Source organism: Desulfosporosinus paludis, assembly GCF_045689965.1.
GTDB lineage: Bacteria > Bacillota > Desulfitobacteriia > Desulfitobacteriales > Desulfitobacteriaceae > Desulfosporosinus > Desulfosporosinus paludis.
Genome location: NZ_CP144211.1, coordinates 1,519,324 through 1,533,474, shown reverse-complemented (window position 1 = coordinate 1,533,474; position 14,151 = coordinate 1,519,324). Strand labels below are relative to the sequence as shown.

Annotated in this window: 13 protein-coding genes; 12 read left to right on the top strand and 1 reads right to left on the bottom strand. The window is 44.7% G+C overall.

Going from position 1 to position 14,151, the window contains the following annotated elements:
- The first annotated feature begins 4 nt into the window (after nucleotides 1-4).
- The 12 genes from VZF35_RS07900 (at nucleotide 5) to hypD (ending at nucleotide 12,872) form a co-directional block, all read left to right on the top strand.
- Nucleotides 5-814 carry a hypothetical protein gene (locus VZF35_RS07900; RefSeq protein ID WP_407312552.1) on the top strand — a complete coding sequence of 270 codons (810 nt, stop codon included), beginning with the start codon at nucleotides 5-7 and terminating at the stop codon, nucleotides 812-814.
- Nucleotides 815-1,366: 552 nt separating this feature from the next.
- Nucleotides 1,367-2,530 (top strand): branched-chain amino acid ABC transporter substrate-binding protein, encoded by a 1,164-nt coding sequence (locus VZF35_RS07895; protein WP_407312550.1) that lies wholly within the window; start codon nucleotides 1,367-1,369, stop codon nucleotides 2,528-2,530.
- Between the two features lie 122 nt (nucleotides 2,531-2,652).
- Entirely contained in the window at nucleotides 2,653-3,573 is a 921-nt protein-coding gene (locus VZF35_RS07890; RefSeq protein ID WP_407312548.1) for a branched-chain amino acid ABC transporter permease, read from the top strand.
- Nucleotides 3,574-3,576: 3 nt separating this feature from the next.
- A complete protein-coding gene (locus tag VZF35_RS07885; RefSeq protein ID WP_407312546.1) occupies nucleotides 3,577-4,533 on the top strand; it encodes a branched-chain amino acid ABC transporter permease in 957 nt (318 codons plus the stop codon).
- A gap of 172 nt (nucleotides 4,534-4,705) precedes the next feature.
- Entirely contained in the window at nucleotides 4,706-5,476 is a 771-nt protein-coding gene (locus VZF35_RS07880) for an ABC transporter ATP-binding protein (protein ID WP_407314528.1), read from the top strand.
- A complete protein-coding gene (locus VZF35_RS07875) occupies nucleotides 5,473-6,189 on the top strand; it encodes an ABC transporter ATP-binding protein (protein WP_407312544.1) in 717 nt (238 codons plus the stop codon). Before VZF35_RS07880 ends, VZF35_RS07875 begins: the two co-directional genes overlap by 4 nt.
- A 21-nt stretch (nucleotides 6,190-6,210) precedes the next feature.
- Complete coding sequence (locus VZF35_RS07870; protein WP_407312543.1) at nucleotides 6,211-8,607, top strand: glycyl radical protein; 2,397 nt, start codon at nucleotides 6,211-6,213, stop codon at nucleotides 8,605-8,607.
- A gap of 5 nt (nucleotides 8,608-8,612) precedes the next feature.
- Nucleotides 8,613-9,035: a 4Fe-4S dicluster domain-containing protein gene (locus VZF35_RS07865; protein WP_407312541.1), complete on the top strand. Its 423-nt coding sequence runs from the start codon at nucleotides 8,613-8,615 to the stop codon at nucleotides 9,033-9,035.
- The gene (locus tag VZF35_RS07860) at nucleotides 9,014-9,553 is read left to right on the top strand and encodes a radical SAM protein (protein ID WP_407314526.1); all 540 of its coding nucleotides are present in this window, start codon (nucleotides 9,014-9,016) and stop codon (nucleotides 9,551-9,553) included. Before VZF35_RS07865 ends, VZF35_RS07860 begins: the two co-directional genes overlap by 22 nt.
- Nucleotides 9,554-9,556: 3 nt before the next feature.
- Nucleotides 9,557-9,982: a 4Fe-4S cluster-binding domain-containing protein gene (locus VZF35_RS07855; RefSeq protein WP_407312539.1), complete on the top strand. Its 426-nt coding sequence runs from the start codon at nucleotides 9,557-9,559 to the stop codon at nucleotides 9,980-9,982.
- A complete protein-coding gene (locus VZF35_RS07850; RefSeq protein WP_407312537.1) occupies nucleotides 9,982-10,476 on the top strand; it encodes a radical SAM protein in 495 nt (164 codons plus the stop codon). Before VZF35_RS07855 ends, VZF35_RS07850 begins: the two co-directional genes overlap by 1 nt.
- A gap of 38 nt (nucleotides 10,477-10,514) precedes the next feature.
- On the top strand, nucleotides 10,515-12,872 hold the full coding sequence (hypD, locus tag VZF35_RS07845) for a trans-4-hydroxy-L-proline dehydratase (protein ID WP_407312535.1): 2,358 nt from the start codon (nucleotides 10,515-10,517) through the stop codon (nucleotides 12,870-12,872).
- A gap of 220 nt (nucleotides 12,873-13,092) precedes the next feature.
- On the opposite strand, the gene VZF35_RS07840 is transcribed toward hypD, so the two are convergent.
- Entirely contained in the window at nucleotides 13,093-14,109 is a 1,017-nt protein-coding gene (locus tag VZF35_RS07840) for a proline racemase family protein (RefSeq protein WP_407312533.1), read from the bottom strand.
- Between the last annotated feature and the right edge of the window lie 42 nt (nucleotides 14,110-14,151).

Sequence of the window (14,151 nt, the reverse complement as noted above, 5' to 3'; positions counted from 1 at the left end):
CTTAATGAATGACGCCTTATATTGGGTAATGCTCAAACATGAGAGTAAAAAAGTCATGGGCTACTCAATGGGGTTAATTCTCTATGAATGGCTTGTGACTTGGGTTTATCCTATTCTTGTCGAGTCTCCCGTCATAGAGGATATACCCCAATGTTTTCCTGATCCGGTTAAACGCGTGTTTGGGGTTTCTACAGGAGAAGAGGTAGATATGTCCTATGAGGCCTATATTTCTGCGCAGTTATTAGGAAGGCTCTGGACATTGCTTATTTCTGTCTATGGAATAAGTGCATCAAATACCTTGGTAACTCATATGATTAAAAAAGGTTTTATGGCCTACCCTTTATCCTCTCCTGTTTCACGTTTAGAAATTCTAAACACCCAAATCGGAGTGCTTTTAACGGAGCTGTCTTTAGTAACGGGTGCTACTCTGGGAGGACTGTATACTGCAACGTCCTTCTTTGACATAAAGATACCCAGGTGGCAATATTTTCGAATGGGAATTTTGGGGTTGTGCTTAAGTTCAGTGGTTAGTGCCTACAGCTTATTATTTGGAGTGCTCTTCGATTCAGAGGAAGAGCCTGTTCGTTTGGCAAGCGCCCTAAGCGTCGTTTTTTACGGCCTTGATGTAGTATCATGTCTCAGCGACCGATTTTCCGGACTTAAGTGTTTTACGCCGTTTGGGATGTTTCGCCCTCAAGAAGTCCTGCAAGAAAAGATCTTGCCAACTAAGGAATGTATTGAATTAAGTTCAATCTCAGGGATAGTCTTTCTATTGGCCGGAGTTATATTCCGACGGAAGAATCTCGCCCTTTGATTCGGAAGTCGTAGCTTCTATATAACACAATCCAATTAGCCAACGAGTATACAGTATAATTATTGACAGAGTAAGTATCGGTACTATATCATCATAGTTAAAAAAAGAATGAGTTATTATAGATATGTGTTACACTTTCATTGAAAATTTGGCGTAACAATGATTTGTAGTTAAAGATTTGATATGCTATCTGGATACAAATAACCAAATTATCCCTATTTAGGAAACGTTTGAACTAGTGTAGATTGAATGTCCTAGCCTCAAAAAAAAATGAAAACTTCGTTGTTGGTACTGCTCTTTGCGGTGCCTTTACCTTCTTTAAGGATTTCTCTTAGTAGTGGTTTGAATTCGGAGATGTGAACTTTTTACCAAGTTTAATTCCAGAAGGTCATTCGGTGTTTCATTTTTTACTTAACTGACCGGATCAAAGTGTTTGTTGAAATCATTTTGTTTAATTTTGGCACTTATAAGTTGGATCCGGAAATAGGAGGTGAGGCGTGGGACGAAAGAATTAAGGGTAACTACATACGAAATGAGGAGGGGTAATTAAAAATGTCCAAAAAGTTTCTCAGTATGCTTGCAGTGACACTTCTTTCTTTTTCAGTCATAGTCACAGGATGCGGTACGCAATCGAGTGCGTCAACTCCTAGTACGCCAAATTCACAATCAACAGCTGGCAGCGGAGACATTAAAATTGGTGTGCCTTTGCCAATGACTGGATCTGAGGCTACTTATGGAAAAGACATGGAGAATGCCGTTAAAATGGCTGTGGATGAAGTAAATGCCAAAGGCGGTATCAATGGTAAGACTCTAGGAACCATTACCGGTGATGATGCCTGCGATCCGCAGCAAGCGACTGCAGCAGCCAATAAGCTAGTCTCAGAAGGGGTTGTAGCGATCGTTGGCGGTTATTGTTCAGGTGCTGTTGTCCCAACGTTAACAATTTACAATGAGAAAAATATACCATTCATCGTTGAGGCGGCTAACTCTTCAAAGATTGCCGAACAAAATCCCGGCAATACCTTTGAAATCAATGGAACAGCGGTACACCAGACACAAAAAGCGGTTGAACTTTTCAAAAAATTGGGTGCTGCTAAAGTTGCCATCGTGGAACAAGGGGATGCTTATTCCTCCGATTTGGCCAAGCAGACTGAGACAGCTTGGAAAGCAGCCGGAAATACCGTTGTTTCTCATGACGTTACTACTAAGGGAGAGCAGGACTTCTCTTCTCTAGTTACAAGTTTAAAATCTAAAAATGCCGACCTCGTATTTTGGACAGCATACTATGCAGATGGAGCGCTTTTAATCAAACAATTGCGTCAAGGTGGCTATAAAGGTTCCATCGTCGTTGGAGACGGAAGCAGCGATCCAAAACTTATTCAGATGTCCGGTGCCGCTGGAGAAGGCACGTATGTGCTCTCACCGCCGGTTGCAGACTATCTTCCTGCAGCGAAACAATTTGCCGATGCTTATAAAGCTAAATACAATCAATCTCCAGGAGCATATGCCCCACTGGCTTATGATGGTATTAACCTGCTCGCTGACGCTTTAAAACGGGCTGGGAGCACCGATGGTAAGGCTATTATTAAAGCATTGACCGATACTAAGGATTTCGCCGGATTGGCTGGCAAAGTTACCTTTGCTCCAGACAAGACGTTAAAAGAAAGTAACTTCATCGTACTTCAAATCAAGGATGGAAAATTTGTTTTGCAATAAAGAATGAAAGTGTTTCCAAGGACGACCGGGATTTTTCCCAGTCGTCCTTAGACAACCGTAGGATGCTTCTAAAGTTAGACAATTTTCTTCGGTAGCTCAAAGAGGGTGAAGGGGTGCAGGCCATGTCAGTGTTTTATATTGTCATTCAGCAGCTTGTCAATGGGTTAATTCTTGGTTCCTTTTATAGCCTTGTCGCTCTCGGCTATTCAATGGTTTACGGAATTATAAAGCTTCTTAATTTTGCCCATGGGGATATTTATATGGTGGGAGCATTTGTCGGGTTTGGAGCTCTTGGGATTTTTGGAAGTATATTAGGTGTCGGTTGGCTGGGAATTACTGTGGCTTTGTTGATCAGCATGGTTCTGGTGGGGCTTTTAGGAATGTTGATACATAGGGTTGCCTATCAACCGCTCTTAAATAAACGGGCACCTCGCATGTCCTTGTTAATTACGGCGGTAGGTGTGTCGTTTACTTTATTTAACGGAGTCATGGTTATGACCAGTGGGGAGTATAAAGCGTTTACTACCAGCCTGGGTTATGAGGGGATCAGTTTTGGCCCCGTAAATATTACCTATACCCAGATCGTTATGGTTGTAGCAACAGCGATTTTAATGCTTTGTTTATATTGGTTCATTAACCGAACGATGTATGGCAAAGCCATGCGTGCTATAGCTCTTGATCAGGATGCCTGTCGCTTGATGGGGATTAATGTCACAAAGACCATCGGCTTAACTTTCTTTGTTGGTTCAGCATTAGCAGCAGCGGCAGGAGTTATGGCTGGCGTATATTATGGAAGCATTCATTTTTACATGGGCTTTATCATCGGTTTAAAGGCCTTTACCGCAGCAGTTATCGGTGGAATCGGCAGTATTCCGGGAGCAATGCTCGGGGGCCTTATCTTAGGCCTATTGGAAACTGCCGGAACTCAAATTCCCTTCGTTGGATCCGCCTGGAAGGACGTTTTTACTTTTGGAATCCTAATTTTATTGCTGGTTTCCAAGCCGACAGGAATCTTAGGTAAAAGCGAGATTGAGAGGATGTAGAGAATGGGTAATTCTGTTGGCTCGAAAGAGGGTCTAAGACAAAGGCTGAAGAGCAGAAAAACACGCGGAATTTTTCTAACGTTACTGATTATTGTCGTTGCCTTAATGCCTTTGGCAGCAAACAACTACGTAGAAGAAGTCATGACCAATACCTTTTTCTATGTTATTTTGGCCTTAGGATTAAATATTGTTATCGGTTATGCCGGTTTGGTAGACCTGGGTTATGCCGCCTTTTTTGCGGTTGGAGCCTATACAACGGGAATTCTGATGCATTACGGTTTGAATTTTTGGGTGACCATCCCCATTGCGGTCATTTTCTGCATTATTGCTGGAATTATCATTGGGGGTCCGACCTTAAGACTGCGCAGTGATTATTTAGCCATCGTTACGTTAGGGTTTGGGGAGATCACCCGCATTACGGCTCGGAACCTCAAGATTACCGGTGGAGCCAGCGGTCTGGTCGGTATCCAACGCCCAAGTATTTTTGGCCATAAACTTTATCAGATCACCGATTTCTATTATACATTTTTTATTTTAGTTATCTTAGCGGTTATTATCGCTCTTCGCATCCATAATTCACGTTTGGGACGAGCTTGGCAATATATTCGTGAGGATGAGGATGCGGCTGAAGCTATGGGTATTGATCCCGTTAAGACCAAACTTTATGCTTACATGATTGGTGCAGCGTTTGGAGGAGTGGCCGGGGCTTTTTTTGCCGTCAAGATGACGGCTATTTCGCCGGAGACCTTTGCTTTTACTCAATCAGCGATGATTTTATTGGCTGTAATCTTAGGTGGGATGGGTAAAATTCCCGGCGCAATCCTGGGGGCTGTTTTTTTAGTCTTTTTCCCAGAGATATTTCGAGACATCGGTCAGATGCGGATGCTCTTGTTTGGCATTTTGCTGGTAATCATTATGGTGTTCCGTCCACAAGGACTTTGGCCAGAACGAAAAAGCTAGAGAGTCCATTTCTTACTGTCAGAAAGTATAACTTCGTTAAATACTTTCTGCAGGTCCCTTCTCGCCATCCTTGGCTTCAGGGACACTTGGCCATCCGAATTAGCTGTCTTTCCAACTCGTTGAGAAAAAGGTGCTTTTAATTTTCGGAACTTAGAAAAGAAGGATGAGTAGAATGCCTATCTTAGAAGTGAAAAAGTTAACTCTGCGGTTTGGCGGGTTAACCGCTGTGAATAACCTTAGTTTCGACATAGAAGAGAATTCAATCATAAGTCTGATTGGACCCAATGGGGCTGGCAAGACATCGGCCTTTAACTGCTTGACAGGTTTTTATAAGGGCAGCGAAGGAGACATCTTGTTTCAGGGTCAAAGTATCTTTCGGCAAAAACCCCACAAAATCACGAGATTAGGTATGGCTCGGACCTTTCAGAATCTACGTTTGTTTAAAGATATGACCGTCTTAGAAAATGTCATGTCTGGGATGCATAGCCGCACTTCTGCAGGAGTTTTTGGAGCAATATTAAGACTTCCCAGCCAACTTCAGGAAGAAAAGAAAGTTAGGCAAGTAAGCGAAGAGTGCCTAGATTTCGTAGGTATTTTAAATAGGAAAGATCGTTTAGCTAAGAACTTGGCCTATGGAGACCAGCGGCGAGTGGAGTGGGCCAGAGCGTTAGCGACACAACCGAAACTTATTCTGCTGGACGAACCGGCTGCCGGTTTAAATCATGATGAGAAAGAACAGCTCGTTGATTTAATTCGCCGTATTCAGAAGGATCTGGGGATTACGGTGTTGCTGATTGAACATGACATGGGTCTCGTCATGAAAGTCTCGGAAAAAATTGTCGTCATTGATTATGGACAAAAGATCGCAGAAGGGACGGCGGACGAAGTTAAGAATAATCCAAAAGTCATTGAAGCCTACCTGGGTAAGGAGGATGAGGAATGAGCGACTTGGCACTCGTCCTGAAAAATGTTGAAACGTATTATGGCAAGATCCACGCTCTGAAAGGAATTAGTCTGGAGGTTCCCCGTGGGAAGATCGTGACGCTACTCGGTTCCAATGGTGCCGGAAAGACAACAACCTTAAAGACGATCTCTGGCCTAATCCAGGCTTCCGCCGGCAAGGTCGAGTTTTATGGGCGAGATATTACGAAAGAAAAGGCCCATAATATTGTCAGCATAGGGTTGATCCATGTACCCGAGGGTCGGCGGATCTTCAAAGACTTAACGGTTAAAGAAAATCTTGAATTGGGTGGTTTTACCCTTAAAGACGAAGGGTTGCGCCGCAAAAGAATAGAACATGTTTATGAAATGTTCCCGCGCTTAAAAGATCGGCAAAAACAAATCGGGGGAACCTTGTCCGGCGGAGAACAACAAATGCTGGCTATCGGACGTGCCATGATGACAGATCCCAAACTGCTTTTACTGGATGAGCCTTCAATGGGTTTAGCTCCGCTGATTGTCCAAGATATTATGAGGATTATTAAACAGCTGAATTCTGAAGGAACTACCATCCTGCTTGTAGAGCAAAACGCCAAAATTGCCTTAAAATTAGCGGATTATGGTTATGTTCTGGAGACGGGCCAGTTGGTCATGGAAGGGGATAGTGCCGAGCTGAGAAACAATGAGAGTATTACAAAGGCCTATCTTGGGGAATGAGTCTCGGCATGGGGGTGTGATATGTCTCGAACAGTTCAAAGCCTGAACTACATGGAGCGAGTGAATCGTCTCAAGAAGAGAGTGCTTGGAACTCGTCCTGAGATGGATCTGGAGAACGCGAGGATTCTTACTGAGGGATTTCAGGAAGCGGAAGGAGAACCACTTGTCGTGCGGAAAGCCAAGGCTTTGCGCAAGCAGTGTCAGGAGAAAACGGTGAAGATCTGGGATGATGAGCTTATCGTCGGAAGTTCCGGAAGTAAGATGCGGGCGGGCATTTTGTGTGCCGATACTTGTTGGTCTGTACTGAACGAAGAACTGGAGACGATCAGTGAACGCCGCTACGATCCGTTTTATTTAAGGCCAGATGACCGAAAGATTTTTGAGGAAGAAATTCGCCCTTATTGGAAAGGAAAATCCACCTATGAAGAGTGGCTAGTCCAGATCCCTGAGGATACCCGGGAACTGAGAGATAACGGAGTCATCTACATTGACCGCAAAGCAGTTCGCGGCTGGGGCGAAACGACGGCTGGTTATGAGCTGCTGATTCGCGAGGGGGTCACGGGAATCTTAAAAAGAGTGGAGCAAAGAAAAGCGGCACTGGATATCACTATAGCGGGTGATTATGAAAAAGATTACTACCTTAAATCTCTTTTGGTTGTCGGCGAAGGGTTGATGGCGTTAGGTGAGCGCTATGCTTTAGAAGCAGAACGCTTAGCAAGTCTGGAAGAAGATACTCAGAGGAAAAAAGAGCTTTTAGAGATCGCGGAGGTTTGCCATCACGTTCCCGCCAAACCGGCGCGGACATTTCGCGAAGCCTTGCAGTCCTTTTATTTCTATCAGACTGCCATTTTTATGGAGCAGAACGCAGCAAGCTATAACCCGGGACGTATGGATCAGTATCTTTGGCCTTATTACAAAGCAGATATTGAAGCAGGACGTATCACTTCCGATGAAGCTCAGGAACTTCTGAATTGCCTTTGGATTAAGTTCAGCGAACCTTGCCTCTTTCAGGATGCCGTTACCGCAGAGTTTGCTGCAGGGTATCCTATGTTTCAAAACGTTTGCGTAGGTGGAGTGGATAGTTCAGGAAGAGACGCCGTTAACGATCTTTCCTATTTAATTCTTCAAGCGACTATGGATGTGCAGCTCTATCAACCTTCGCTTTCGGTTCGCTATAGCCTGGCCAAAAACCCCACCGCTTTCCTGAGAAAAGTTGTTGAGCTTATCCGTCTTGGTACAGGATTTCCTGCGTTCCATAATGATGATATCGGAATTAGAATGCTCCTGAATAAAGGGATTCCCCTGAAGGAAGCCTTTAATTGGAATCCATGCGGCTGTGTGGAAACAAACCTAGAGGGCCGTTTACGCCAGTACACAGCCCTTGCCGATATCAATCTTGGCAGCATCATCGAGTTTGCCTTGTTGAATGGAAGGAACAGGAAAAGCGGCGGCTATATATCCGCAAGAACAGGAAATCCACTCGACTTTAGGACTTATGCAGAGTTTCTATCCGCAGTCAAGAAGCAAATAGAATACGTCACTCGGGCCGTTGTGAAAGGGAGCCATGTCCTTGATGAAATCTGCCTGAACCGCCCTTCTCCTGCGCTCTCATTTACCTTTAAAGAATGCATTGAGAACGCCAAGGACTATGCTTGGGGTGGAGCTAAATATAATGTCGGTAATGGGATTATCTTAATTGGGGTTGCTGATTTAATCAACAGTTTAGCCGCTGTACGGCATGTTGTTTATGAAACGAAACAGGCGACCATGGAGCAGCTTCTTAAGGCCTTAGACTGTGATTTTGCTGGGTATGAGGAGATTAGAAAACTCTGTTTAGACTCGCCTAAGTACGGCAACGATGATCCAATGGTTGACGATATCGCCGGAGATATGTTTACCTTTATTGCAGATGAGATCGAAAAATACAGCAGTAAATTCGGACGCATGACTCCTGGGATTCTCCCTGTATCCGGTAATACTCCCTTTGGGCTTGAGGTCGGTGCCCTTCCCTCCGGCCGCCGTGCTTGGAAGCCGTTGGCGGACGGTGTCAGTCCGAGTGGGGGGACAGATTTTAACGGCCCGGGAGCGGTCTTGAAATCTGTGGCTAATATTCCTCACGACCGGTTTGTCCAGGGGACCTTACTAAATATGAAGGTTGAACCTGAGCTGTTGTCCACGGAAAATGGTATTACTCGAATGATGGCTTTGCTCAAGAGCATGTGTAGTTTGGGCGTCTTCCACGTTCAGTTCAATGTTATTGACCAGGAAAAACTCATCCAGGCCCAAAAAAATCCCGAAAACTATCGAGGACTTTTAGTTCGAGTTGCCGGTTACACGGCGTACTTTGTGGAGCTTGGGAAGGATGTGCAGGACGAGATTATTGGTCGTACCGTGCAACATGGGATTTCAGTGGGGTGAAGGTAATGAAGGAATTGCTGGGTACAGTACTTAGAATCGAGCGAACGTCGATTCATGATGGGCAGGGGCTTCGAACTGTGATCTTCCTCAAAGGCTGTCCCCTTCGCTGTCGTTGGTGTTCAACCCCGGAGTCTCAAAGGTCCGATCCGGAAAGAGGCTATGCCCCGGACCGCTGTCAACTTTGTGGGTTATGTGTGAACTTATGTCCGGAAGGGGCCCTCACAATGTCCAGGGACGAGAGGAAAGTAATTGCAGATTCCACGAAATGTCGGAAGTGCTTTGTCTGTGCCGCAAAATGCCCTCACAATGCGATTAAACAGTACGGAAGATTCATGTCCGTGCCAGAAACTGTTCGGGAAATCTCTAAGGACGAGATTTTCTTTTTTACTCGGGCGGTGGTGTTACTATTAGTGGAGGAGAGCCTTTAAGTCAACCCGATTTTACCGCAGGGATTTTAAAGGAATGCCGAGAACTTGGAATTCATACAGCGATTGAAACCAGTTTTCTGACCTCGTTTGAGAGTATCGAAAAAATTTTGCCATGGCTCAATGTTCTGTACGTTGATATCAAACATATTGATGCGGAATTTCATCAACAATGGGTGGGCCATGATAACGCTCTCATTCTAGATAACATACGAAGAGTTGATGAATCTGACGATCCCTTGGATATTATTGTGCGTATTCCCTTAGTTCCAGGTGCTAACGACTCGGATGAAAATCTTGCTGCAACCGTTGAATTTTGCAAGTCTTTGCGAAAGCTTCAAGAGATTGAGCTGTTGCCCTATCATAGGCTTGGCCTTGAAACCTATAAATATCTCCAAAGGGATTATTCCTTGAAGGACCTTGTCCCGTCGGTGCGGGAACGGCTATTAGAAAAGGCTATTTTTCTTACACAACAAAACCCTGGCGTTCCAATCAGAGTCAGCGGTGAGTTGGTAAATTGACATATGGAGTGTTGGACGTTGATGAACGGCAAGATCCTTAATATTATGAAATATTCTATTCATGATGGACCCGGTATTCGTACTGCAGTTTTCTTTAAGGGCTGCCCCCTCAAATGTCAGTGGTGTCATAACCCGGAAAGTCAAAGCTATGGCCAAGAGTTATTTTATTGGCCAGAACGGTGTATCGGCTGTGGGCAATGTTTGGAGTGTTGTCCGAACGGAGCAATTAGGTTAGCAGCGGGGAAACTGGAATTTCTGCGCGCTCAATGTCAGGTTTGTGCTGCATGTTGTCAGGTTTGCCATGCCGGGGCAAGGGACCTTGCAGCAAAAACCATGTCGGTGGGCGAAGTGATGGCTGAGATTGAGAAAGATATCGTCTTTTATGACGAATCGGGGGGGGTGTTACTTTTACCGGTGGGGAAGCCCTGATGCAGCCAGGTTTTCTTTCGGAGCTGCTCAAAGAGTGTCGGAAGAAAGAAATCCACACTGCTATCGAGACCTGTGGGTACATAAGCCCTGAAATCCTCCAAACAATCAGTGCCGATGTAAATCTTTTTTTATACGATCTAAAGCATATGAATAGTCAAAAACACCAAATTCTCACGGGGGTACCGAATGAACTTATTTTGGAAAATTTGCGTTGGCTAACTGCGCACCATCCAAACGTTCTTGTTCGTGTGCCCATTATTCCGGAATATAATGATGATCAGGAAAACCTTCACCAACTGGGTGAGTTTGTAGCTGGGCTAAAAAGGGTTAAAGAACTCCACTTGCTTCCCTATCATAGGGCGGGTGTGGAGAAGTATAAACGGCTGGGTCTGGAGTATTTGTTGCCGAGCATACAAGCCCCTGAGAATCAGCATATGGATCAGATCAAGGATCAATTAGAACAGTTTGGTTTCAAGGTTAAAATCGGTGGTTAACTATCCGCCGGTTGGTTTTAAGAAAGGAGAGTCAATCAATGAATGAAAGAGTAACCAAGCTCAGGCAACAGAGCTTAGAAACAGAAGCCTATATTTCTGCCGAAAGGGCAGAATTAATGACGGAATTTTATCATACGGCCGGCAATACGTCCGTCCCTGTCCGGCGAGCTTTGGCGTTTAAGTATATGTTGGAACGCAAAGAGATTTGTATTAATCCGGGAGAATTGATCGTTGGAGAGCGGGGACCTGCTCCTAAGGCCACCTACACTTACCCAGAGCTTTGTTGTCATTCTCTTGAGGATCTCGATATTCTCGATTCGCGCCCAAAGATCTCTTTTAAAGTCAGTCAACAAATACGTACTGCTTATGAGGAACGAATTATTCCTTATTGGCAAGGTAACTCTATGCGGGATCTTATTTTTCAGGAGATGTCCGAGGCCTGGAAAGCCGCTTATGACGCGGGTATTTTTACGGAATTTATGGAACAGAGAGCACCTGGGCATACGGTACTCGATGATAAAATTTATCGCTTAGGTTTTTTGGACTTCATCAATAAGATTGATGCCCACTTGTCAAGGCTCGATTATTTGAACGATGCTGAGGCATATCAGAAGCAGGAAGAACTGAAAGCAATGCGAATCTGCGCGGAGGGAATCATTCAATTTGCTGAGCGGTATGCCCACAAGGCTAGAGAATTAGCTCAAAGTGAGACGGATGCCCAACGTAAATCAGAGTTGGAAATGATCGCGGAGATCTGTTCCTACGTCCCGGCTCATGCTCCGAGAAATTTTTGGGAAGCTTTACAGGCTTATTGGTTTGTGCATCTAGGTGTTATCCTTGAACTTAATACCTGGGATGCTTTTAACCCTGGGAGACTGGATCAACACTTGTATCCTTTTTATAAGCAGGGTTTAAGCGCAGGGACACTGACTGAGGAAGAAGCCGAAGAGCTGCTGCAGTGCTTTTGGGTAAAGTTTAACAATCAACCGGCACCGCCTAAAGTTGGGGTAACTGCCGCAGAAAGCGGAACGTATACGGACTTCGCCAATATTAACAGCGGTGGACTTAGAGCGGATGGATCCGATGGAGTCAATGATGTCACATACCTGATTCTAGATGTGATTGATGAAATGCGCCTCTTGCAGCCGAGTTCGAATATTCAGTTGAGCAAAAAAAATCCGGATCGTTTTATCAGGAGAGCGGCTCGAATTATACGCAAGGGTTGGGGACAGCCTTCTGTCTTTAATGCCGACACAGTCGTAGAGGAACTGCTGCGTCAAGGGAAATCTATCGAGGACGCTCGGCAAGGAGGAACCAGTGGCTGTGTTGAGACAGGAGCCTTTGGCAAAGAAAGTTATATCTTGACCGGGTATTTTAATCTGCCGAAGATTTTCGAATTGGTCTTAAATAATGGAATCGACCCGAAGACTGGGAGACAGTTGGGTCCTGAAACAGGAGATCCCAAGAAATTCAGTTCCTATGAAGAACTTTTTGAGGCGTTCAAGAAGCAACTTCATCATTTCATTGATATTAAGGTGAAGGGCAGCAATATTATTGAGCGATTGTACGCGGCCTATATGCCATCTCCCTTCCTATCGATACTGATTGATGATTGCATTCTTAAAGGCAAAGATTATAACGATGGGGGCGCCCGTTATAACACGAACTATATCCAAGGCGTTGGGTTAGGAAGCCTAACGGACACCTTGTCAGGTATTCGTTACCATGTTTTTGAGGAAAAAGATCTCTCCATGGAACAACTGCTCAAGGCTTTAAAGGACAATTTTTCAGAAGACGAGGGTGTGCGCCAGCTTCTTATGAACAAGACACCTCATTTTGGAAATGATAATGACTACGCTGACGAGATCATGGCGGATATTTTTAATGCCTACTATTCAGAAGTCAATGGAAGACCGAATACCAAAGGCGGCGTTTACCGAATTAATATGTTGCCCACAACCTGTCACGTGTATTTTGGATCAGTCATCGGTGCTACAGCCGATGGCCGCAGGGCTTGGGAACCTCTCTCAGAAGGAATCTCCCCGGTTCAGGGGGCTGACCGGTTAGGTCCGACGGCTGTTATCAAATCGGCCTCGAAACTCGATCATGCCAGGACAGGCGGGACCTTGCTGAATCTTAAGTTTACCCCCCAAGTGTTAGAAGGGGATGAAGGGCTGGACAAATTGGTCCAACTGGTCCGATCCTATTTTAAATTAAGCGGTCACCATATTCAGTTTAATGTCGTGAGCGCCAAAACTTTACGGTCTGCTCAGCGTGAACCGGAAAAGTATCGGGACCTGATTGTCCGTGTCGCAGGATATAGTGATTATTTCTGTGATCTTAGTGAAGCGCTGCAGGAAGAGATTATCGCCCGGACAGAGCATACGGCATTTTAAATTCCTAGATGAATCGATGGCCCATCCCACTGAGCGTGAATTCGATCAGTTAGGATGGGCCAATCTTTGTAAGAACTATGAAAGATTTGCAATTAGTGTGAGGAATTGCCTCAAATCGATGCAACTAAGCCAACCAAAGATTGAACAAAAGTGTTCAATTTCCTTGAACACTTTTTGAACATCATTGAACATAATTGTTTAAATTGTTGCGCCGCCTCCATTAACTCCCGATTATTCTAAATCCTTCAGGCAGTGGATCTTGGGGATCGAGTACCAATTGATTAAAGCCAACGATCTGTGCAGTACCGGATACCTCGGTGAGAACAGCGTCATAGTCTCCTACTTTTATTTCTTTGATAAATTTCCCTTCAAAGGGAGTATTAATGATGCTGTAATTGATCAGGATATCATCCTGTTTCAGTTCCCCTTTATGATAATGTAAGGCAACTCTGCCCCCAGTTCCTGTCCCTGTAGGAGAGCGGTCAACTTGTCCTTCTGCGAAAATACAAACGTTCTTAGTCAAAAGTTTAGTTCCTTCCCTTATAGGAGTCTCGAAAAAAATCGTTCCATAAAGCCAATTGACACCTGAAGTTGGGTGATTAAACTCCATAACCGCCATGACTTTATTTTTTATCTCCATTCCTAAATGAACCAGTTTTTCAGTATTTTCCGGAGTGATGGTTAAACCAATTTGTTGGGAATCCAGATAGACATAAAATGCACCGCAGTAGGCAACGTCAGCGGTGATATCTCCTATACCATCGACATTGACCGTGATGTTTTCTTTATAGACGAAACAGGGGACATTTTGAAATCTAACTCGCTCGACTTCCCCATTTTTGACGTCAGCAAAGGCTGTAATTCGTCCAGCAGGCGAATCAATCTTGACCACCGTTTCCCCCTCCTGGGAAGGGATCATTCCAGTTTCTATGGCGATTTTTGTCACTCCAATAATGCCATGTCCGCACATGGAACTCAAACCCTCATTGTGCGTGAATAACACGCCAAGATCACCATCTTCTGTAACAGCAGGGACGAGAATGCAGCCGTACATTCCGCTGTGTCCCCGAGGCTCTAACATGATCAGCTTCCGTAAATGGTCATAGTGTTCCAGCATATACCGCCTCTTTTCGAGCATAGTCTTGCCGAGAATCGGTGGTAAGCCGGAAGTAACGATTCTAAGAGGTTCCCCGGCAGTATGAGCATCGATGCAATTGATGTAATGCTTGAAATTCATCCTTATTTGTTCTCCTCTCTTCCCGAAAAACTTGTGTAAAGT